This window comes from Bradyrhizobium vignae (assembly GCF_004114425.1).
In the GTDB taxonomy this organism is placed as follows: domain Bacteria; phylum Pseudomonadota; class Alphaproteobacteria; order Rhizobiales; family Xanthobacteraceae; genus Bradyrhizobium; species Bradyrhizobium vignae.
In genome coordinates this window covers 78664-100660 of sequence record NZ_RDQF01000010.1, presented here as the reverse complement: position 1 = coordinate 100660, position 21997 = coordinate 78664, and the positions used below count along the sequence as shown (strand labels likewise).

Below are 21997 nucleotides of genomic sequence, written 5' to 3'. Positions count from 1 at the left end.
CAACGTCATTCCGGGATGGTGCGACAGCACCAGACCTCAGGTGCGCAATTGCGCACCGGGGAATCGCGAGCTTCCGGGTTCACGCTTGGCGTGCCCCGGAACGACGACAGCCTCACTTCCCCGGTGGCGCGATGTAAATGTTCCAGCTCATCGACGGGCCGGCCTTGCCGTGGGTGAAGCGGCGCGTCGACATCACCATGCGCTCGGCGTTCGGCGCGGTCTCGGATACCCATTTCTCGAACTTGGGCAGGCGTTCGTCGGTCGGATCGAACACGCCGATGAATCCATACGTCCTGACGTCGTCGAGTGACGTCAGACCCGAACTCCACGGCTCGTTCGGCGTGAACGCGGACGGATGATCCGGGCTGTAGAACACCATCGGCTGGATCGACTCCATGGTGCCGGCGACGACGGCCCAGCGCGAGGCAAAGCGCATGTGCCACTCCTGCGTCAGTTTGCGCGCCAGCTCGGAGCGCGCGCCATAGGTCGCGGTGTTGCCGGCATTGGCCGCCATCTCGCGCGCGGCGATCCAGGGCGAGGCGGCAAGCGTCGCGACGCTGAGCACGAGCCAGATCGCGGCGATGTTGAACAGCACCGCGCTCTGCACCCGCAGCGCGGGAATCGCGACCAGCGCCAGCGGCACCAGGAAGAACAGCGAGATGCCCCAATCGGTCTTCAAGTAGATGCTGAAGGCGAGCGCGCCGAGCGGCGGGCCGACCGCGACGATGACCTGGACAATCCAGACGTTCAGCGCCTGCGAGAGATCGACGCCTGCATTGGCGCCGCGCGCCCAGGCGCGCGTGACGATGCGCGTGGGCGCGCGCAGCAGCAATTTGACCCAGGGCGGCACCAGCGCCATGGCCAGCGCCGCGAGCGCCACCGGCAATGCCAGCAGCGCGACGTTATGCAGAGCATAGCCGGCGACGAGCTGATGCACCTGGCTCTTGTCCTGAAGGCTGTAGGTGTCCCCGGCATAGATCAGCGGCACGAAATGCGCATCCGCCAGCCAGACGATGTGCGGGATCATCGCCACGACCATCGTCGCGATCGCGACCCATGGCGCCGGCGACGACAGGAAGCGCAGCCGGTCGGGATGGATCAGCGCGGCAAGGCCGATGGCGCCGATCATGGTCAGCACCCAATATTTGGTCATCAGCGCCAGCGCGCCGGCAAGGCCAAGGAAGACTCCGGATTGCCAGCTCCGTTTCTCGAACGCATTGAGATAAGCGAGCACCAGGAGCGGCAACGTGACGAGCTGGAGCAGGTCCGGATTGTACTTGAAACCCTTGAAATTGAAGATCGGGTAGAGTGCGATCATCATGACGACCAGGAACGCGCGCCGCGCGTCCACCACGCGCAAGCTCACGAGCCAGCAGATCACCATGCCGCCGCTCACCGTCGCCATCGCCAGCGCATAGGTCGCCCAATCCGCCGCCGGGAACGCCTTGAACCAAAGGCCGGCGACCCAGCCCGACAGCGGCGGGTGCTTGCCGTAGCCCCACAGGAATTTCTGGCCCCAGCCCCAGGCTTCTGCGACGTCCATGTGAACGTCCTGCGCCGCCTTGAGATTGATCAGGATGAAGGTCCAGAGCACCGCATGCAGGATGGCGAGCTGGATCACCAGCCACAGACGGGCCTCGGGACGGATCGCGCAGGCAACCAGCCAGGCGCGGAAGCGGTTGTAACCCAGGCGGGTCTTCGCCCGCGCTCCGGCAGTGGGAAGAGAGGTCGTGGACATGGGCCGCTTGCTAGCGCGTTTTGGGCGTCCGTGGAATCAGCTTGGCGTGAAGAAAGGCCCTGAAAATACAGCAATATGGTTGCCGCACGGGGATGTGAGTGGTATCCCGCGCCCATGACGACCGTCCCCATTTCCAACATCCGCAACTTCTCCATCGTCGCCCATATCGACCATGGCAAATCGACGCTGGCCGACCGCCTGATCCAGATGACCGGCGGTCTCTCCGACCGCGAGATGGCGGGCAAGGAGCAGGTGCTCGATTCCATGGACATCGAGCGCGAGCGCGGCATCACCATCAAGGCGCAGACGGTGCGCCTGCAGTACCGCGCCAAGGACGGCAAGGATTACATCTTCAACCTGATGGATACGCCCGGCCATGTCGACTTCGCCTACGAGGTCTCGCGGTCGCTGGCGGCCTGCGAGGGTTCCCTGCTCGTCGTCGACGCCAGCCAGGGCGTCGAGGCGCAGACGCTCGCCAACGTCTACCAGGCGCTGGACAACAATCACGAGATCGTCCCGGTCCTGAACAAGGTCGACCTCCCCGCGGCCGAGCCCGAGAAGGTCAAGCAGCAGATCGAGGACGTCATCGGCATCGATGCCTCCGACGCGGTGATGATCTCGGCCAAGACCGGCCTCGGCGTTCCCGACGTGCTTGAAGCCATCGTCACCCGTCTGCCGCCGCCGAAGGGCGACCGCGACGCGACGCTCAAGGCGCTCCTGGTCGACAGCTGGTACGATGTCTATCTCGGCGTCGTCGTGCTGGTGCGCATCGTCGACGGCACGATGAGGAAGGGCCAGCGCGTGCGCATGATGGGCACCGGCGCGGCCTACGATGTCGAGCGCGTCGGCTTCTTCACGCCGAAGATGCAGCAGGTCGACGAACTCGGTCCCGGCGAGATCGGCTTCATCACCGCCGCGATCAAGGAAGTCGCCGACACCCGCGTCGGCGACACCATCACCGACGACAGGAAGCCGGTCGCCGAGATGCTGCCCGGCTTCAAGCCGGCGATCCCCGTGGTGTTCTGCGGCCTATTCCCGGTCGATGCGGATGACTTCGAGACACTGCGCGCGGCGATGGGCAAGCTGCGCCTCAACGACGCCAGCTTCTCCTTCGAGATGGAGACGTCAGCCGCGCTCGGCTTCGGCTTCCGCTGCGGCTTCCTCGGCTTGCTTCACCTCGAAATCATCCAGGAGCGGCTATCGCGCGAATTCGATCTCAACCTGATCGCGACCGCGCCGAGCGTCATCTACAAGATGAAGCTCACCGACGGCCAGGAGATCGAGATCCACAATCCCGTCGACATGCCCGACGTGGTCAAGATCGCCGAGATCGACGAGCCCTGGATCGAGGCGACGATCCTCACGCCCGACGAATATCTCGGCAGCGTGCTGAAGCTGTGCCAGGACCGCCGCGGCTCGCAGAAGGAGCTCACTTACGTCGGCTCCCGCGCCATGGTGAAATACGACCTGCCGCTCAACGAGGTCGTGTTCGATTTCTACGACCGCCTGAAATCGGTCTCCAAAGGCTACGCCTCGTTCGACTATCACCTGACCGACTACAAGCCGGCCGATCTCGTCAAGATGCAGATCCTGGTCAATGCCGAGCCGGTCGATGCGCTCTCGATGCTGGTCCACCGCACCCGCGCGGAAGGGCGCGGCCGCGCCATGGTCGAGAAGATGAAGGAGCTGATCCCGCCGCACATGTTCCAGATCCCGATCCAGGCGGCGATCGGCGGCAAGGTGATCGCCCGCGAGACGGTCCGCGCGCTGCGCAAGGACGTCACCGCAAAGTGCTACGGCGGCGACATCACGCGCAAACGAAAACTTCTGGAGAAGCAGAAGGAAGGCAAGAAGAAGATGCGGCAGTTCGGCAAGGTCGACATCCCGCAGGAAGCCTTCATCGCCGCGCTGAAGGTGGATAGCTGAGGCAACGGCCGGCCGCTTTGGACACCGACGAGGTCGGTCCGTCATCGGGGGCCCGCAAACAAAAACCGCGAAAACAACCCCATGCACAGTAGCCGACTCCTTGGTGGCATTGCATTTTTTGATTTTACGAAATCGATTTGACCCGTCGGGCAAAACAGGGGTATGGTGGCATCGTCGCAGCCCGTGTGAGACAGGCACGCAGCATCTGATCTCGACATCCAGGCACGACAACAGGTGGCGGCTTACGGGCCTCAATCCAGTGCGTAGGATGTATTGAGCTCTTGCGAAACCCATCGCCAAGGCGAGTGCAGCTCGATCCGACATGCGAGGGTGAGGCTTGATGCGTTTTGCTTCCGCCTTCGCTCTTCGAGCTACGGCGGACAAGTCGCTCGACCCACCGCCGCGACTTAATGGTTGCTACGAGCTGCTACGCCCTCCGCACGCCTACGACGGCTTCTGCTTCGCCTCGACGTACCGTGCAAAATTGTCGAGGATCGCCTGCCAGCCACCTTTCTGCTGCTCGACCGAGTGCATCGTTTCGGCATCGAAGACGACGCGGACGACGACCCCGTTCGGGCCGGGCACGAACTCGACTTCGGCCTTGCGATCGCCGAACGCATATTCGATCAGTTTGTGTTCGACGATCGTCGTGTAGGTGCCGGCGAAGTCGAAGCCCATGCTGCCGTCTTTGGCCTCCATCCGAGACGAGAAAGTGCCGCCTTCCCGCAGGTCGACCGTCGCCTTGGTCGTGTGCCAGTCGTCGGACGCAGCATTCCACTTCACGATGTCGGCAGGCGTCGTATAGGCACGCCAGACCCGATCGATGGGGGCGGCTACGCTGGTTTCGACGGTGATCCTCATGGGCATTTGCTCCAGTTCCGACTTTGACAGCTCGAATCGACGAAATCACGTCGCATGAGTCGGGTCCATCTCACGGCTCATCCGGACGTCCACCCAAGGACGATCGAGACCGGCCCAAGCCGACATGGTTCGGCCGTCAGCGCGCAAAAAAGTTGGAAAAGTGTGGCCAGCATGTCTTTTGGCTCGTCCAGCGGGAACGGTCGGTGGCTCGTCCAGCGGGAACGATCGGCCCTTGGCGGATCGGCCTCCAGGACGTCATTTCCGCGTGGGACACTGAGCTTTGAGCCTATCGGGACGCGCCGCGCGTCCCCGGCAAAGCTATCGACGGGGCGCCGAAAGCTCGTAGTTTACGCAATCCATCTTGATATCGTAGGGCCCCTGATAGATGCCGTCGCTCACCCACCGATAGACCTTGCGGTAGGTGGTGATTTGCTCGGAACGCGGTTGCCTTCCAGCCGGACGGTGAACATCCGAGATCGTCTGTGACGATTTTTCGATCAGGGTCAGCTTCTCGTCGGGATGATCGTCGCGCGCGAACACCATCTTCGGGACAAGCCCCGAATTGTTATCGGCTGCGCGAAAGCTCGAGCTCAAGAGCTGACCGTTGACCGAACCGAGCAGCGATCCGCGGACCCAGGCCTTCGGCAACATGATGAGCGAGGAGCGATTGAAGATGATGACCGGCTCATCGCCGCTGGGCAGCACGCCCCGACACCCGTAACGCCACTCGCTGGCGACACAAGGCGAGGCAATCGCCGCGAAGGCAAATGCGATCAGGCCGGTGAGAAGGGAGCGAACCGGGCGATTTTCGGCGGCGGCGGGGATCAAGTCGCGCATGGGACGTCAGATCGGTCTTGTCTTCTCTCGGATGGCCATCGACCGTTTCAGGACCTGCTGGGCATCGGCATAGCGGCCCTGATCCTTGTAGAGACCGGCGAGGTTGTCCAGGACGCCGGCGAGATCCGGATGGTTGGGGCCGAGGGTTTTCTCGCATGTGGCCACCGAGCGCTTGAACAGCCGCTCGGCCTCGGCGTTACGCCCCTGACGCGCATAGAGCGCCGCCAGAAGCAAGCGCTGTGACTGCAACACGGATCGATGCTTTCACGGCCTTCATCGCGCCTTCCTTCGTCGCTGATATCACGGACCTACGCGCCGTTGGTGCAGGCGGAAGCCGAACAGGTTCAATTCAGGCACGACGATGACGGACCAATCCACCATCCGGTCGCCATGTCCCGGCCAGGAGGACGAGCGCGCCCGCAAGATGGATTGAGCCCTTCGCGAAACCGCTTCGCCCTAGCGGGCGGGACGCAGGTTCGCGTTCTTGCCCGTTCCAATTCGTAAGAATGAAGTTTGATGGGTTTCGCTTCGCTCCGCCAATCCCACCGGCTGGATTGCGCCCGTTGTGCTCGAAGCGCGATTTAAAGCGTAACGAAAATCAAAACGCGCTTCGAAAGGTGAAAATTAGTTTTATGTCATAATCGTAATGACTCCGACGCAAAAAATGAAAATACTGTGCAATCAACAAGAATAATCGACGAGAATAACGGGAGGAGTAGATGGATACTGCGGGTCGCCTGCGCGCGATGGCAGTGTTGTGCCGCCAGACAGCCGCGCGTCATCCTGATCGAAGTTGGAAACTGCTCGCCGAAGCTGAATATTGGGAGCATTTGGCCAGGGATGCGCCGTTCGAGGATTTCGAACGTTGCTCGGTTGGCTCGCCGCCCGATCGAGAGCCCGACATCACGAAACCGGCCGCGGCCCTCACGGGGTGAGTGCGGAATAAAATGATTTGTTAGCTTCCGTGTGTCTAAGCTGAAGAGTGCCGCCCGCCGCCGTGCGGCACATTGGAATGGGAATGCCGGCCCCGGCTGTTACCCCCATCCTGCGGCTGGGGCCGTTTTGAACTTTCGCAGCATCGTTCAAACCCGGTCCACAACCATGCTTAGAGGCATCGCTATAGCGCTATTCGGAATGGGCATCTTTTCTCAGCTCGATCGAGCGCTCTTCTATGGTCGCAATACCGAGGCTGCGCTCAGTCTTATGCGCGACATCGGCCGAGGCTTCGGGCTGTAGAGCCACGTCCGCGCGCCTCCTCGATCAGGCAGCGCCCTACCCGGCGGCTACTTCTTCAACAGTAGTCCCTTCGTTCGTGCCATTCGCCTGACTGATCCGGCGTGGCGACCCAGTTCCGCGGCTATCTTCGATACTCCAACGCCCCGCCGGGCCAGCGCGACCAGCCGCCGAATCTCCTGCTCGGCCCATTGCTTTGGCTTCGGTGTCTTCATGGTGCGGCCCCACGACCTGCACCATTTAACGACTGCGGCCGGGGGTCGGCACTTGGGAAATTTACGGGTGGTGCACCCGGGTCGATATCCGACCGGCCCCCAAAGCGGAGATAGACCGAACTGTCGGCTTCCGATGGCGAGCGGCTTACCTGCACCGACATGGGCTCACCCGTCTGCGCATTCATGTCCAAACTACAACGGCCGGAGCTCAGGAGCCACACCGCGATCGATTGCGGCGAGCGATATCAGCAGGGCGCTCATCAGGCCCAGCCCTGCGAAAGTGAGCAGCGTCTGCGATGCCAGGCTGTTCCAGCATGCTGAGCAGTGCATGAGCCGCGAAGGACAGCAAGACACTGGCGCAATCGCGCAGCAGATCCAACCGCGCGACACGCATTACGAGACGTGGGGAAGGTGATTTTGGCGGGAGGCAACAAGCGGCCAGCGCCGACTCACGCCACCAGCGCAGCGTCCTCGTCGCCATCGATGCCGCGCTGTGCGGCGAGCAGGCTGATGATCTCGGCATTCGGCCGGGCCTTGCTGAACAGAAAGCCCTGCCCCTCATGGCAGCCTTCGGCGCGGAGACAGCTCAGCTCGGCTTCGGTCTCGACGCCTTCGGCGGTGATGGTGACGCCAAGGCCCTTGCCGAGGCTGACGATGGAGCGGATGATCGCCTGGGCTTCGCGGTTGGCCGCCAAATCGCGCACGAACGACTGGTCGATCTTGATCTTGTCGAAGGGAAAGCTGCGTAGGTAGCTGAGGCTGGAATAGCCGGTGCCGAAATCGTCCATAGAGATGCGCACCCCCAGTGCGCGCAGCGCGTGCAGCGTCGCCAGCACCTGCGCGCTCTTCTCCAGGAGCAGCGTCTCGGTGATCTCGAGCTCGAGCCGGCGCGGCGGCAGGCCGGAATGTTTCAGCGCGTCCGTCACCATCGAGAGCAGATTGCCGCTGCGGAACTGCAGCGGCGACAGGTTGACGGCGACGCGGACGTCGTCGGGCCAGGCCGCGGCATCGAGGCAGGCCCGGCGCAGCATCAGCCCGCCGAGCGGATTGATCAGGCCGGTGTCCTCGGCGACCGGGATGAACTCGGCCGGCGAGACCATGCCGCGCTCGGCATGCGGCCAGCGCACCAGCGCCTCGAAGCCGGTGATGCGGCCGCTCTGGAGGTCGATCAGCGGCTGGTAATAGGGACGCAGCACGTCGTTCTGGATCGCATCGCGCAGCTCGACCTCGATCTTGCGGCGGCTCTGCGCCTTCGCATCGAGCGCGGCCTCGAAGAAGGCGAAGGTGCCACGCGCATCCGCTTTCGCGCGCGACAGCGCCATGTCGGCGCTCTTGAGCAGCTTCTCGGGATCATCGCCATCGCCCGGCGCCATCGCGATGCCGATCGAGGCGCCGATCACCACGGAATGGCCGTCGAGCAGATAGGGATCGGCAATGGCCTCCAGCAGGCGTTTTGCGAGACCCACCGCGTCTTCCGGCCGCGCCAATCCGCTCTGCAGAACCGCGAACTCATCGGAGTTAAGGCGCGCCAGCGCGTCCTCCTCGCGCAAGGTCGAGCGCAGCCGCTTGGCGACGCCGCGCAGGAGCTTGTCGCCGACCCCATGCCCCAGCGTGTCGTTGACCGCCTTGAAATTGTCGAGCCCGAGGATCAGCAGCGCGACCTTCTCGGCGCTGCGCCGCGTGTGCAGCAGCATCTCGTCCATCTGCTGCCGCAGCAGGCTGCGATTGGGCAGGCCGGTCAGCCCGTCATGCTGGGCCATGAAGGCGAGCCGCGCCTCGGCGCGCTTGCGCTCGGTGATGTCCATCAGCGCGAGCAGCACTGCCGGCCGCTCGGCATAGATCAATTCGCGGGAATAGATCGCAAGATCGATCAGCGCGCCGTCGGCCTTGACGTGCTTCCAGGTACGGCCGGCCTGCTCCTCGCCGGTCGGATCGGTGGTCCAGGGCGGCTCGCTGTCGAACGCCTGCAAGGAGCGGATCTTCAGTCGCTCGAACTCGGCCCGGCTATAGCCGTAATGCGCGATTGCGGCCTCGTTGACACCGATGATGCGCTCGTCGTCCAGCGCGCAGATGATCATGGGCACGGGATTGCCGTCGAACAGCAGGCGGAACGAGGCCTCGCGCTGCTTCAATTCGGTGATGTCGACGCGCAGGCCGACGACGCCGCCGTCATCGGTCAAGCGCTCGTCGATCAGGATGACGCGGCCGTCCGACAGCTTCTGCTCGTGGCGCGCGCCGGGCTGATAGAGCTTTTGCAGCCGGTCGGCGATCCACGCGTCCTCGTTGCCGATGGCGTCGGGATAGTCGCCGCGGGCAACGCCGATGCGCAGCGTGTCTTCGAGGCGCGCGCCCTCCTTGAACAGATCGGCGGTCTTGCTGTAGATCTCGGCGTATTTCTTGTTCCAGAGGACGTAGCGGCCTTCGGCATCGAGAAACACAATGCCCTGCGGCAGAATGTCGATGGCCTGACGCAGGCGCTCATGGGATTTGCGCGCTTCGGCGATCGCGGCTTCCGCCTCGGCACGGCTGCGCAGGACTTGGTCGCGTTCGGAAAGGGCACGCGGCGCGCGCGCGAAGCGCGGCTTGCGCGCCTTTTCGCCGGCGCGGGCAAGCACGCTTTGCTTTCGCTTCTTCGTTGTTCGAGACCCCAAACTCAACGTCACTCATCCCAGTCGCGCCCAGCGGCCGCAAGTGTTGGGGCAAGTGTCTGAAAAAAAAGTAATCTTGACCGGCCGCCGTCAGCCCGCGGCGGAGCTTGCTGCCTGTTTGCGCGGCGCGGCCGCGGCGGCAGGCACCGTCAGACTGAGTCCTGCACAGCAATCGATGATCAATCTGGCACAAAATTGCGCGGGCGCTTGAATCAGTTCCGAAATCGCGCGTGATTGCATGCGAGCTGCAGATTTTCCTCACGCCGCGCACGAATTTTGGTCAATGCAGGATAGGGTTATTGCACCGTTAAGAAACCGCGAGCTCGAGACGCGATTTGGGCGAGCTGCGATGAGCCGATAGCCGGCTCACGGCCTCATTCTTAACCCTGATGCAGCATTGGGCTATAAGGACGCCAGCATGAGTCGCCGCTGCATCACCCTCCTCCTGCTCTCGCTCGCCTGCCTGAGCGCCGGCGACGCGCCGGCCCAGGACAAGGGCAGCATCAACCCGAAGCCGCTGCCGCCGCTCGCCAACCCGAACGATCCCGATCTCGCCGCCAAGGAGCTGTTCGCGCGAAAGCTGCTGCCCTCGAAAGGGCCGGCCCATGTCATCGGCTCCTACACCAAGGGCTGCATCGGCGGCGCGGAGCAGATTCCAATCAACGGCGAGTATTGGCAGGTGATGCGGCTGTCGCGCAACCGCAGCTACGGTCACCCCGACATGATCGCGCTGATCAAGCGGCTCGCCGCGAAAGCCCACAAGGACGCGGGCTGGCCCGGCATCCTGGTCGGCGACATCGCCCAGCCGCGCGGCGGGCCGGCGCTGTCAGGCCATTCCAGCCACCAGATCGGTCTCGACGCCGACATCTGGCTGACGCCGATGCCGGACCGCCGGCTCTCGCGCGAGGAGCGCGAGGACATGTCGGCGGTGATGATGGTGCGCCCGGACCGGCTCGATGTCGACCCCAGGGTGTTCACGCCAGGTCACGTGCTGGTGCTGCGCGATGCGGCGCAGGAGCCCGCCGTGCAGCGCATCTTCGTCAACGCCGCAATCAAGAAGGCGTTGTGCCGCGAGGCCAAGGGCGATCGCGCGTGGCTGTCGAAGATCCGCCCCTGGTGGGGCCACGACTACCACTTCCACATCCGCATGCGCTGCCCGGCGGGCGCCGGCGAATGCGAGGGCCAGCCGTCACAGGCCGAGGACGAAGGCTGCAAGCCCGCCGATCTCGCCTATTGGTTCTCCGATGCGGTGCTGCATCCCAAGCCGCCGCCGGAGCCGCCAAAGCCGAAGCCGCCGATGACGCTGGCGCAAATGCCGGCCGCCTGCAAGGCGGTGCTGCACGCGGCGGATGCGCAGCCGTAAACGACGCTAGCGCAATGCCGTCGTCCCGGACAAGCGCGCGCCGATCCGAGCCCCGTAATCACAGCGGGCGATGTGGCGCGGCAAGCCACACCGAGTCCCCGTAACCACACCTGCCTGTGACTATGGATCTCGGATCGGCGCTCCGCTCTGGACAACGCTACGCATTGTCCAGCGCTACGCTTGTCCGGGACGACAGCGGTGATTTAGGCGCACTTGTCCTGGGATGACGAACCAGGTTTGACCTAGCGGCGCGGCCTGCTATCTTCGCTACTGCGATATCCCCGCCGGCCGTAAGCCGTCGCAAGGGACCGTGGAACAGCGCTTCCGCCCGTCGCATCTGACCCATTCGACGCCAGATTTGCGCGTGCTGCCTTGCGCGCGCGAGCTCGCACGGAGCGCATCCCATGTTTCGTCTATCAGGACTTTTCACTGCCTTCGTCATCCTCGCCGGCGCGGCCCTCTCGCCGGCCGCGGCCGAGGACAAGACCATCACCGTGTTCGCCGCCGCCTCGATGAAGAACGCGCTGGACGAGATCGACGCCGCCTACACCGCCAGAACCGGCGTCAAGTTCATCGTCAGCTATGCCGCAAGCTCGGTGCTCGCCAAGCAGATCGAGCAGGGCGCGCCGGCCGACGTGTTCGTCTCGGCCGACACCGACTGGATGGACTACGCGATCTCCAGGAAGACCATCAACGAGCCTTCCAGAGTCAACCTGCTCGGCAACAGCATCGTGCTGATCGCGCCGAAGGATTCCAGGATCGACGACGTGACGATCGCGCAAGGCTTCGATCTCGCCAAGCTCGCCGGCGACGGCAAGATCGCGACCGGCGACGTCAAAGCTGTGCCGGTCGGCAAATATGCCAAGGCGGCGCTGGAAAAGCTCGGCGCCTGGCAGGCCGCGGAGCCGAAATTCGCGATGGCCGAGAGCGTGCGCGCGGCGCTGACGCTGGTCGCCCGCGGCGAGGCCGTACTCGGCATCGTCTATTCCACCGACGCCAAGATCGAGCCCGGCGTGAAGATCGTCGGCACCTTCCCGGCGGATTCACATCCCGCGATCATCTATCCGGTCGCTGCGACCACCACCGCCAAGCCGCAGACCAATGACTATCTCGCCTTCCTGCGCTCGACGGCGGCCAAGACCATTCTGGAAAAGTACGGCTTCAAGTTCCTGGTCACCCCGACGACGTGATATTTGCGGCTTGATGTCTGAGATTTCCCCCGCCGAATGGACGGCGATCCTGCTTTCGCTCAGGGTCGCCATCGTCGCAACGCTGGTCGCGACGCCATTCGGTATTGCGCTGGCATGGCTGCTCGCGCGACGTGACTTCTGGGGCAAGTCGATGCTCGACGCCGTCGTGCATCTGCCGCTGGTGCTGCCGCCTGTCGTCACCGGCTATCTCCTGCTTCTCACCTTCGGCCGCCGCGGCCTCGTCGGCGGCTTTCTCGCCGACCATCTCGGCATCGTCTTCGCATTCCGCTGGACTGGCGCGGCGCTCGCCTGCGGCGTGATGTCGTTTCCGCTGCTGGTGCGCCCGATGCGGCTGTCGATCGAGGCGATCGACCGCCGGCTCGAGCAGGCCGCCGAGACGCTTGGCGCGGCGCCGTGGAAGGTGTTCTTCACGGTGACGCTGCCGCTGGCGCTGCCCGGCGTGCTCGCCGGCATGGTGCTGGGCTTTGCCAAGGCGATCGGCGAGTTCGGCGCGACGATCACCTTCGTCTCCAACATTCCCGGCGAGACCCAGACGATTTCCTCCGCGATCTATTCGCTGATCCAGACGCCGGACGGTGATGCCGCTGCGGGACGGCTGGTGATCGTCTCGATCGCGCTGGCGCTGGGCGCATTGATTGCCGCCGAATGGTTCGCCCGCCGCGCCACCGCGCGGCTGCACGGAAACTGACCATGCTGCGGGTCGACATCGAAAAGCAGCTTGGCGAATTCTCGCTGCATGCATCCTTCAGCAGCGAAGGCCGCGTCATCGGCCTGTTCGGCGCCTCGGGCGCCGGCAAGACGTCGCTGGTGAACATGATCGCCGGGCTGTTGCGGCCCGACCGCGGGACCATCGTGATCGACGGCGAGACCGTCGACGATACCGCGGCAGGCATCCATGTCCCGGCCTGGCGCCGTCGCATCGGCTATGTGTTCCAGGACGCGCGGCTGTTCCCGCATCTCGACGTCGCGCAGAACCTCGATTACGGACGGCGGATGAACCGCCTGCCGTCCGATCCTGTCCAGCACAGGCGCATCATCGACCTGCTCGACATCGGTGCCCTGCTCGGCCGCCGCCCCGGACGACTCTCCGGCGGCGAGCGCCAGCGCGTCGCGCTCGGACGCGCGCTGTTGTCGAAGCCGAGGCTGCTGCTGCTCGACGAGCCGCTCGGCGCGCTCGACGAGGGGCGCAAGCTCGAGATCCTGCCCTATCTGGTGCGGCTGCGGGATGAAGCCAACGTACCCATGGTCTATGTCAGCCACGACGCAGCCGAACTGCGCCAGCTCGCGACGCAGATCGTGACGCTGAAGCAGGGCCGCGTGACGAGTCTCGGTGGGGTGAAGGTGCTGATGTGAGGCACTTGCAGCCCGGATTGCGCGAAGCGCCATCCGGGCTACGAATAGCTACCAGCCGCGATCGACGTTGCGCACCTCGCCCGTCCTCGCATCGACATCGACTTCCATCCAGCGCCCGGCGCGATCGCGGCCTTCGATCTGCCATTCATCGCCGAGGAAGTTCGTGTGCGAGACCGTGGCGACGCCAAGATCACTGGCAACGTCGAGCGCGACTTGCATGGAAATCTGGTCGCCGGTGTCATAGGCCATCGCCGGCGCGGCCGATCCGAGGCCGATCGCGACGATGGCAGGCAGGATGAAACTTCGCATGGAACTCCTCCTGTCAAAGACGTTGCTCGGGCTGAGAACGGGCGGAACGGCGCAGCGTTCCGGCTATCAACTTGGCGGAACAGCGGAAACTTTCGGCGGTTGCGGCGATTTGGCTGCGGCTGCCTGGTGTTCCGTTCCCGCAAATTGCGACGCCACCTTTGAGCTCGCGCCGTGCCCATTTGATGGGCACGGCGCAAGGGCGCCTTTGCCTCCCTACGGCAGCGTCAGACCCCCGCGACCGAGGTCCACAGCTCCGCAAGTCTCTTGCGCAGCGCCTGCGCGCGCGTCAGCTGCGCGGGCGTCTCGTCTTCTTCGGGCAGACGGAGGCCGACGACGTTGACGCGGCCCCCGGAGATCGAGCGCGCGACAAGCACGATCTCGTCCAGCGCGAGCTCGGCACCCTCCTTCGGCGCGCGGTCGAGATGGACGTCGAAATAATCGGCGAGCGTGAGCTTGCCCTCGTCCTCGCTCACCTTCACGCCGTAGATCTCCGCGAGCTCGGCGAGGGTGTGCTCGCCGGAGACCATGAAGTCGCCGAGCAGATGCGGATCGGGCGCCGAGCTCGGCTGCATGTCGACGAAAAAGCGGTCGAGCGACTCGGCCTTTTCCGGCGGGGCCAGCAGGTAGATGTAGTCCCCGGGCGCGATCGGGTCGGCTTCGGTCGGCGTCAGGATGTTCTCGTTGCGGATGACGAGTGTCGGCTTGGACCAGGACGGGATCAGGCCGCGGCGGAAATACAGGCTCTTGGGCCGCACCGGATAGCCGACCAGTTGCTGTTCGAGCTGGCCGGGCAGATCCAGTTCGACGCGGCGCGGGCCGCGCTCGGCGCGCGGCAGTGCCACATGCAGCTTGCGCGCCGCGGGCGCCAGGGTCCAGCCTTGCAGCAAGAGCGAGATGATGACGACGACGAAGGCGACGTCGAAATAGAGATAGGCCTTGGACAGCCCGACCAGCATCGGGATCGAGGCCAGGAAGATCGCGACCGCGCCGCGCAAGCCGGTCCAGGCGATGAAGATCTTTTCGCGCCAGTTGAAGCGGAATGGCATAAGGCACGCAAACACCGCGAGGGGCCGCGCGATCAGCATCAGGACGAGCGCGACGGCGACCGCCGGCAATATGCTGGCGCCGAGCCGGCTCGGCGAGACCAGAAGGCCGAGCAGCACGAACATCACGATCTGCGCCAGCCAGGTCGCGGCATCGAGGAACGTCACCACCGAATTATGCGCGCGGGTCGGCCGGTTGCCGATGATGATGCCGGCGAGATAGACCGCGAGGAAGCCGGAGGCGTGCATGATCTGCGAGCCGCCGAAGATCACGAGCGCGCCCGTGGTCACGAACGGAGCGTGCAGGCCCTGCGGCAGCGCCACCTGGTTGAGGGCGATCACGACGAGGCGGCCGCCGATGACGCCGACGATGGCGCCCAGCGCCGCCTCCAGGAGGAACTCCATCAGCACATGCCCGGGCGAGCTCGAGCCGACCGAGATGTATTCCACCAGCATCAGCGTGAGGAAGATCGCGAACGGATCGTTGGTGCCGGATTCCGCCTCCAGCGTTGCGCCGACGCGCGGGCGCAGGCGCAGGCCCTGGGTATGCACCAGCAGGAACACGGCGGCCGCGTCGGTCGAGGCCACCACGGCACCGACCAGCAGCGACTCCGCCCAGTTGAGGTCGAGCGCGTATTTCGCGAACGGCGCCGTGACGACGGCGGTCAGCAGCACGCCGACGGTCGCGAGCACCACGGAGGGCGCGAGCACCGTGCGGATGCTGGCAAAGCGCGTGCGCAAGCCGCCGTCGAACAGGATCAAGGCGAGCGCGACGGAGCCGACCAGATAGGTGGTGCGGACGTCGTCGAACTGCAGATGCCCGGGGCCGGACTCGCCGGCGACCATGCCGATGGCAAGGAAGACGAGCAGCAGCGGCGCGCCGAAGCGCAGCGCAAGCAGGCTCGACAGGATACCGGCCATGACGAGGACGGCGCCGAGCAATATGGCGAGACTGACGGAGTCGAGGGAGGCCATCCACCTTCCGGGTACAAATCGCTGGAATTTCATCCTTATCGTCGGCAGACTCGCGCGCCAACCCATTTCCGCTCCTCGCGGCAATCTGTCGGCATTTTGCGGCCTTAACGCGCTTCACTTGGCGGTGTATCGATGGCCGGGCCGTGCCCTTTGTGGGATTCTGCGGCTCCCTCGAATCAATTCCTCCCCGCTTTGCCGACGAGACCGATGGACATGGACCTCAAAGACTTCATGGAGTTCGTGCAGACGACCGCGCGCAGCGTCGGGGCGGAAATCTCCTCGCCCTGGTTCTACCTGCAATTCGGTCTCATCCTGGCCGCGGCCGGCATCGCCTATGCCGCGGAGGCCGCCATTCGCAGCCGCGTCGACATGACGTCACTGGCGATGCGCTGGCCGCTGCCGCTCCGGCACTTCGTCCGGGTGATGGTCTCCAGCGCCTCGACGGCGGTGTTCACGCTGCTCGTGATCATCTCGCGCGTGGTGATGTACCACGCGACCTGGCCGAGCCGCAGCTATCTCCTGATGGTCGCAGCCAAGCTCGGCTTCGCCTGGCTCGTGATCCGGCTCGTGACCTCGGTGCTCCGCAACGCCTTCATCGTCAAGCTGGTGTCGATCACGGCGTGGTTCGTCGCCGCGCTCTCCATCGTCGGCCAGCTCGATGCGACGGTCGACCTGCTGGATTCGTTCGCGATCGTGCTCGGCGGTCTCAGGTTGACCCCGCTCTTGGCGCTCAAGGCCGGCGCGCTGCTGCTGATCGCGCTCTGGCTGACCAACATCGCGAGCAATTTCGCCGAGAGCCGGATCAACGCCACCACCGACCTGACGCCGTCGGTGCAGGTGCTGCTGGTGAAGATCATCCGCATCGGGCTGCTTGCCGTCGCAATCGTCATTGCGCTCGGCGCCGTCGGCATCGACCTGTCGGCGCTCGCGGTGTTCTCCGGCGCGGTCGGCGTCGGCATCGGTATCGGCCTGCAGAAGATCGTGGCCAATTTCATCTCGGGCATCATCCTGCTCGCCGACAAATCGGTGAAGCCCGGCGATCTCGTCACCATCGGCGACAATACCGGGCGGATCAGCGCGATGAAGACGCGCTATATTTCCGTCGCCGCCGGCGACGGGCGCGAATTCCTGGTGCCGAACGAGGACCTGGTGACGCAGAAGGTCGTCAACTGGACCTATACCGACAAGAACACGCTGGTGAAGATCGCCTTCGGCACCAATTACGACGCCGATCCCCGCCTGGTCTGCACGCTCGCTGCCGAGACCGCTGCTGCCCATCCGCGCGCCCAGAAGGGCAAGCCGCCGACCTGCATTTTGACCGAGTTCGCAGAGGCCGGCATGAAGTTCTCGCTGACCTTCTGGATCGCCGATCCCGACGGCATGGACAGGGTTAAGAGCGACGTGATGCTGGCGCTGTGGGACGCGTTCAAGCGCGAGGGCATCCGGGTTCCCTACCCCGTCCGCGAAATCCGCATCCGCGGCGGCGCCCTGCCGGTGGAAACCACCGTAGAAGTCCCGAATTAGGGCACTTTCCCATCCAAGGCTGGCAAGCCTCTTGTTTTTGACGCGTTTTCTTCACGCGAACCGGTAGCCACTTCGCTCGAAAACGCTCTGCCTCGGCTTGCATGAAGGCTGCCAATCATTAAATTAGAGCGTGAAATCAAGCCTTTCCGCCGATATCGAGATCAGCCCCGAGAAGATTTGACACGCATGAGCTACGTCGAAGCCACCGATACCTCCCTGCGCAAGACCGGACAGATCAAGCTGCATGGGCCGAATGCCTTTGCCGGCATGCGCAAGGCGGGGGCGCTGGTGGCGAAATGCCTCGACGAGCTCACCGACATCGTCGCCCCCGGCGTGCCGACCTCGAAGATCGACGAATTCGTCCGCGATTTCGCCTTCAGCCATGGCGCCTATCCGGCGACGCTGATGTATCGCGGCTATCGATATTCGACCTGCACCTCGCTCAACCACGTGGTCTGCCACGGCATGCCGGGCGACCGTCCGCTGAAGGAGGGCGACATCGTCAACATCGACGTCACCTTCATCGTCGACGGCTGGTATGGCGATTCCAGCCGGATGTATGCGGTGGGCCCGATCGCCCGCAAGGCCGAGCGGCTGATCGAAGTCACTTATGAGGCGATGATGCGCGGCATCGCCGCGGTGAAGCCCGGCGCCACCACCGGCGACATCGGCCACGCCATTCAGAGCTTCGTCGAGCCGCAGGGCATGAGCGTGGTGCGCGATTTCTGCGGCCATGGCCTCGGGCGCATGTTCCACGACGAGCCCAACATCATCCACATCGGCCGGCCCGGCGAGGGCGTGCAGCTCAAGCCCGGCATGTTCTTCACCATCGAGCCGATGATCAATCTCGGCAAGCCGCACGTCAAAATCCTCTCCGACGGCTGGACCGCGGTCACCCGCGACCGCTCACTGTCGGCGCAGTTCGAGCACTCCGTCGGCGTCACCGCGACGGGCGTGGAGATCTTCACACTGTCGGAACGGCACGGCGAGAAGCAGATCGGCGCCTGATCGCGTTGTCCTGGCGCCGGCGGCGGAATGACGAAGGCGTCCTCTTGTAAGTCGCGGCAAAAGCGTCGTTGAACCTGCGAACGCTGCCGAAGCCGGCCGCAAACGCAATCTCTACCAATGTCATCTCGGTCTGGTCGATAAGCCGCTTGGCTTCCTGTACGCGGCGCGTGGCGGCGATCTCACTCGGGCTTGCGCCGGCATGACGCATGAACAGGCGGAGCAGGTGACGCGGCCCCACGCCCAGGGTTTCCGCAAGCTCGGTCATGGTCGCGCGATCGAGAAAGCCGTCATTGATCAGGCGCATCCCGCGCGCGACGGTGGTCGCCGTCCCCATCCAGGCCGGCGAGCCCGGCGCGGTTTCCGGCCGGCAGCGCAGGCACGGGCGAAAGCCGGCTCGCTCGGCGGCCGCCGCGGTCGCATAGAAGGTGACGTTCTCAGAGCGGGCCGGACGCACCGGACAGACCGGCCGGCAATAGATGCCCGTCGAGCGAACGCCGGAGAAGAACAGGCCGTCGAAAGCGCGCGCACGCGCAAGGCGCGCCCGATCGCAGGTTTCCCAGTCGAGATGCGGCGGCAGCGTCTGCCGATGCGCCGAGCCTGTCGTCATGGCCAAATCATAGTTTCAAGCCGCCCTTCCGGGTAGCTGAAATCGGACTCGACCGGGCGATGAGGTCCGAATCCAGCCAGCCTGCAGCGCCGCTCCTGTTCATGGTCTCGATGGATTCCGGAGCAGATCGCATGAGCACACAGGCACAACAGACGACACCAAGACAAACCCGTCTCGCGTTCGAGATCGGACTCCTGCTGCTTCTCTCCCTGATCTGGGGCAGCTCATTCACGCTCATCAAGGTCGCGCTTCCGACGATCCCGCCCTTCACGATGGTCGCGGCGCGGGTGACGATCGCGGCCGTTCTCCTGATCCTGGTCGCCCTCGCGCAGGGGCATGCCCTGCCGCGCGAAGGGCCGGTGTGGGCGGCTTTCGTCGTGCAAGGGCTGCTGCAAAGCGCGCTGCCTTTCACCCTGATCAGCTGGGGCGAAACGCATATCACGAGCGGTCTCGCCGGCGTGCTCAATGCGACCCCGCCGATGTTCGTGCTAGCGATCGCGCTGTCGACCGGACGCGGGCGAGAGGCGATCAGCGGCCGCAAGATCATCGGCGTTGCGCTGGGCCTGGCCGGCGTCGCCCTCACCATGCGAGTTGATGCGCGCTCGGGGTTCGGCACCACCGCGCCGCTGGCGCAGGCCGCCGTCCTGGCGGCGAGCTTCTGCTACGCGCTGGCACCGATCTGGGGGCAGCGGTTCGCGTATCTTCCCGCGATCGTCACGGCCGCCGGCGCGATGAGCTGCGCCGCGGCCCTGATGCTGCCCATCGCCGCCGTGCTCGATCGGCCCTGGACACTGGCGCCGACGATGCAGGCGATCATGGCAGTGCTCGGCCTGGCGAGCGTCTGCACCGCACTCGCCATGGTGATCTATTTCCGCCTGATCCATACGCTTGGTCCGCTCGGAACGACGAGCGGTAGCTACCTGCGCGCCGGCTTCGCCGTGGCGCTTGGGACCACGCTCCTTGGCGAGAGCTTCACGTGGTCGATGCTGGCCGGCATGACGTTTATCGTCATCGGCGTCATGGCGGTAACCGGCCCCATGCGGAAGCGATGAGGGGACTTGCAATTGTCGTTTGAGAAATTCCGTCGACCAGAATGCGCTTGATCTGGAGCTCGCTTGCGCCAGCCAAGGTGCCGACCTCAATCCCCGAGGCAGTCTCAATGCACCAATGTGGTGCCGCCAGTCATCGCACGCGCAACGGTCCCACCCAGGGCAATCCTGAGCCCCTGAGAACGTAGGCGCGAGCAACACATCAATTGAGGCGGTGTCGCTGATTCAACACCTGATGAGCTTCCACGACGCAGATAGCGACCTCGGACGCATCAACCGCTCGGCGATCGGTGTCCCCGTAACCATCCATCCCTGGACCGCGCGCGTTCTGCGCCACGCCCAAGCCCATGCGGCAGTCACGAGAGGACTACAATTCTCGATTGAAAATTTTTCTCGACAAGGCAATGCTGGCGGCCCATGCCAGCCAGATCCGACCACGACAAGAGCAAGCCTGAGGACGCGCCGCACTATCTCGGCCATCGCGAGCGGCTGCGCGAGCGCTTCTATAGCGCAGGCGCGGATGCACTCAGCGACTACGAGCTGCTGGAGATGGCGCTGTTTCCGGCGCTGCCGCGGCGCGACACCAAGCCGCTGGCGAAGACGCTGATCAAGACGTTCGGCTCGTTCGCCGAGGTCGTGCATGCGCCGGTGGCGCGCTTACGCGAGGTCGACGGCGTCGGCGAGTCCGCGATCAACCAGCTCAAGCTGATCGCTGCGGCGGCGCATCGCGTCGCCAAGGGCGGGGTCAACGGCCGCAACGCGCTGTCGTCCTGGAACGAGGTGATCGACTATTGCCGGACCAGCATGGCGTTTGCCGACAAGGAGCAGTTTCGCCTGCTCTTCCTCGACAAGCGCAACCAGCTGATCGCCGACGAGGTGCAGCAGACCGGCACCGTCGACCACACCCCGGTCTATCCGCGCGAGGTGATCAAGCGCGCGCTCGAGCTGTCGGCGACCGCGCTGATCCTGGTGCACAACCACCCCTCCGGCGATCCCTCGCCGTCACAGGCCGACATCCAGATGACGAAAGCGATCATCGACATCGCCAAGCCGCTGGGGATCGCCGTGCACGATCACATCATCGTCGGCAGGAGCGGGCATGCCAGCCTGCGCGGGATGCGGCTGATCTAGGCGCGAGATCCAACGTCCGTCACGGAATACACCGGCCACGAATAGCATCCTTGGGACACGTTTGAGAAACAGACATGCCACGTGACCTTGGTACCGAGGAGGATTAGTACTGATGATTAATGAATTGGACCTTGTCGTATTGAAGCGGGATGTGCCTTCGGAACGGCTAACCGCCGGTGACGTGGGCACCGTCGTCCTGGTGCATCAAGAAGGCGAAGCCTTCGAAGTCGAATTCACGACCCTGTCGGGGGACACGGTTGCCGTTGTGACTCTCGACGCGTCTGACGTGCGCCCGGTCGGGGCGCGCGAGATCGTCCATGCGCGCGCAGTCAACTGATCCAATGCCGACGTGCATCCGATGACCGCTCGGCACCAATACCGCTGACAATTGCCGGCTTTCACGGCTCGACCCACCGCTGCACCGCCTCCGCGGTGTCGGCAGGCGTGGTGTTGAAGCAGATCGCGGCGTCAGGCGCCAGGCGATGGACGAGGTTCAGCACCCTCTCGAACAGCAGCAGGCGCTCCCTCGGCTCGCGCAGGCCGGCGCCGATCACGATGCAATCGAAGCGCTCGTCGCGCAAGGCCGCCGTGACTCCGGCTTCGGCCGTCGCATCGAGATCGATCAGGCAGCTCGTGACCTCGAAGCCGAGATCGCGCAGGCGCAGGAGCTGCGCCTCGATGTAGTCGCGCACGAGCTCCGGCGTCAGCTGCGGAAATGCGCTGTAGTCGGCATTGCCGGGTTCGATTCCGATCGCCAGGACGCGCTTGGGCATGCAGGACTCCTTGCCGGACCGTCTCGCCTTGTTAATGGATCGACGGCCGCGCCGGTTCCTTGAGCGGTGCGTTGCAGGATTCTACCAATGATTTCATGTCAACGCTGTAAGCCATTTCACATGCGCCGGACCGGCGGACTGCCAGATTTTCCAGAGATCACGCTGCAGTCACGCGTCGATCACGCCAGCCGGT

20 protein-coding genes and 1 pseudogene are annotated in these 21997 nt (G+C 64.6%); 12 read left to right on the top strand and 9 right to left on the bottom strand.

What is annotated here, in order from left to right:
• Positions 1-112 precede the first annotated feature (112 nt).
• The gene (locus EAV90_RS11435; protein ID WP_129143438.1) at positions 113-1738 is read right to left on the bottom strand and encodes a glycosyltransferase family 39 protein; all 1626 of its coding nucleotides are present in this window, start codon (positions 1736-1738) and stop codon (positions 113-115) included.
• A 114-nt stretch (positions 1739-1852) separates the two neighbouring features.
• Here EAV90_RS11435 and lepA point away from each other — a divergent pair, with 114 nt between their 5' ends.
• Positions 1853-3664: a translation elongation factor 4 gene (gene lepA, locus EAV90_RS11430; RefSeq protein ID WP_122400665.1), complete on the top strand. Its 1812-nt coding sequence runs from the start codon at positions 1853-1855 to the stop codon at positions 3662-3664.
• A 444-nt stretch (positions 3665-4108) separates the two neighbouring features.
• On the opposite strand, the gene EAV90_RS11425 is transcribed toward lepA, so the two are convergent.
• From EAV90_RS11425 to EAV90_RS11415, 3 genes are all read right to left on the bottom strand, one after another.
• A complete protein-coding gene (locus EAV90_RS11425; RefSeq protein ID WP_122400664.1) occupies positions 4109-4525 on the bottom strand; it encodes an SRPBCC family protein in 417 nt (138 codons plus the stop codon).
• Positions 4526-4843: 318 nt separating this feature from the next.
• Positions 4844-5362: a hypothetical protein gene (locus tag EAV90_RS11420; RefSeq protein ID WP_122400663.1), complete on the bottom strand. Its 519-nt coding sequence runs from the start codon at positions 5360-5362 to the stop codon at positions 4844-4846.
• 6 nt (positions 5363-5368) lie between these two features.
• Entirely contained in the window at positions 5369-5614 is a 246-nt protein-coding gene (locus tag EAV90_RS11415; protein ID WP_244607853.1) for a tetratricopeptide repeat protein, read from the bottom strand.
• A gap of 467 nt (positions 5615-6081) precedes the next feature.
• Here EAV90_RS11415 and EAV90_RS11410 point away from each other — a divergent pair, with 467 nt between their 5' ends.
• Complete coding sequence (locus tag EAV90_RS11410; RefSeq protein WP_122400662.1) at positions 6082-6297, top strand: hypothetical protein; 216 nt, start codon at positions 6082-6084, stop codon at positions 6295-6297.
• A gap of 962 nt (positions 6298-7259) precedes the next feature.
• Here EAV90_RS11410 and EAV90_RS11400 read toward each other — a convergent pair.
• Positions 7260-9425 (bottom strand): EAL domain-containing protein, encoded by a 2166-nt coding sequence (locus EAV90_RS11400; RefSeq protein WP_129143437.1) that lies wholly within the window; start codon positions 9423-9425, stop codon positions 7260-7262.
• A gap of 451 nt (positions 9426-9876) precedes the next feature.
• Between EAV90_RS11400 and mepA the strand changes: the two genes are divergently transcribed.
• The 4 genes from mepA (at position 9877) to modC (ending at position 13385) form a co-directional block, all read left to right on the top strand.
• Positions 9877-10821: a penicillin-insensitive murein endopeptidase gene (gene mepA / locus EAV90_RS11395; RefSeq protein WP_129143436.1), complete on the top strand. Its 945-nt coding sequence runs from the start codon at positions 9877-9879 to the stop codon at positions 10819-10821.
• A gap of 404 nt (positions 10822-11225) precedes the next feature.
• Positions 11226-12011, top strand: coding sequence for a molybdate ABC transporter substrate-binding protein (modA, locus tag EAV90_RS11390; RefSeq protein WP_122400659.1), 786 nt, complete (start codon positions 11226-11228; stop codon positions 12009-12011).
• A gap of 13 nt (positions 12012-12024) precedes the next feature.
• Positions 12025-12720 (top strand): molybdate ABC transporter permease subunit, encoded by a 696-nt coding sequence (gene modB / locus EAV90_RS11385; protein WP_122400658.1) that lies wholly within the window; start codon positions 12025-12027, stop codon positions 12718-12720.
• A 2-nt stretch (positions 12721-12722) separates the two neighbouring features.
• Entirely contained in the window at positions 12723-13385 is a 663-nt protein-coding gene (gene modC / locus EAV90_RS11380; protein ID WP_129143435.1) for a molybdenum ABC transporter ATP-binding protein, read from the top strand.
• 48 nt (positions 13386-13433) lie between these two features.
• Here the strand turns inward: modC and EAV90_RS11375 are convergent, their stop codons facing one another.
• Positions 13434-13694: a PepSY domain-containing protein gene (locus tag EAV90_RS11375; protein WP_122400656.1), complete on the bottom strand. Its 261-nt coding sequence runs from the start codon at positions 13692-13694 to the stop codon at positions 13434-13436.
• A 224-nt stretch (positions 13695-13918) separates the two neighbouring features.
• Positions 13919-15712, bottom strand: coding sequence for a potassium/proton antiporter (locus EAV90_RS11370; protein ID WP_129143434.1), 1794 nt, complete (start codon positions 15710-15712; stop codon positions 13919-13921).
• 207 nt (positions 15713-15919) lie between these two features.
• On the opposite strand from EAV90_RS11370, the gene EAV90_RS11365 reads away from it, so the two are divergent.
• Together EAV90_RS11365 and map are read left to right on the top strand one after the other, a co-directional pair.
• A complete protein-coding gene (locus EAV90_RS11365) occupies positions 15920-17236 on the top strand; it encodes a mechanosensitive ion channel family protein (protein ID WP_122400654.1) in 1317 nt (438 codons plus the stop codon).
• Positions 17237-17422: 186 nt separating this feature from the next.
• Positions 17423-18244 carry a type I methionyl aminopeptidase gene (gene map, locus EAV90_RS11360; protein ID WP_122400653.1) on the top strand — a complete coding sequence of 274 codons (822 nt, stop codon included), beginning with the start codon at positions 17423-17425 and terminating at the stop codon, positions 18242-18244.
• Here map and EAV90_RS11355 read toward each other — a convergent pair.
• Complete coding sequence (locus EAV90_RS11355) at positions 18201-18851, bottom strand: bifunctional transcriptional activator/DNA repair enzyme AdaA (protein ID WP_129143433.1); 651 nt, start codon at positions 18849-18851, stop codon at positions 18201-18203. The genes map and EAV90_RS11355 overlap by 44 nt on opposite strands.
• 131 nt (positions 18852-18982) lie before the next feature.
• On the opposite strand from EAV90_RS11355, the gene EAV90_RS11350 reads away from it, so the two are divergent.
• The 4 genes and pseudogenes from EAV90_RS11350 to EAV90_RS11335 all read left to right on the top strand — a co-directional run bounded on the left by EAV90_RS11350 (position 18983) and on the right by EAV90_RS11335 (position 21368).
• Complete coding sequence (locus EAV90_RS11350; protein ID WP_129143432.1) at positions 18983-19903, top strand: DMT family transporter; 921 nt, start codon at positions 18983-18985, stop codon at positions 19901-19903.
• A gap of 211 nt (positions 19904-20114) precedes the next feature.
• Positions 20115-20258 (top strand): annotated as a pseudogene (locus tag EAV90_RS41960) (hypothetical protein); the annotation flags it as partial.
• Between the two features lie 59 nt (positions 20259-20317).
• Complete coding sequence (gene radC, locus EAV90_RS11340) at positions 20318-21031, top strand: RadC family protein (RefSeq protein WP_122400649.1); 714 nt, start codon at positions 20318-20320, stop codon at positions 21029-21031.
• 112 nt (positions 21032-21143) lie between these two features.
• Positions 21144-21368 (top strand): DUF4926 domain-containing protein, encoded by a 225-nt coding sequence (locus tag EAV90_RS11335; RefSeq protein WP_122400648.1) that lies wholly within the window; start codon positions 21144-21146, stop codon positions 21366-21368.
• Between the two features lie 61 nt (positions 21369-21429).
• On the opposite strand, the gene EAV90_RS11330 is transcribed toward EAV90_RS11335, so the two are convergent.
• Positions 21430-21804 (bottom strand): hypothetical protein, encoded by a 375-nt coding sequence (locus EAV90_RS11330; RefSeq protein WP_122400647.1) that lies wholly within the window; start codon positions 21802-21804, stop codon positions 21430-21432.
• Positions 21805-21997: the final 193 nt, after the last annotated feature.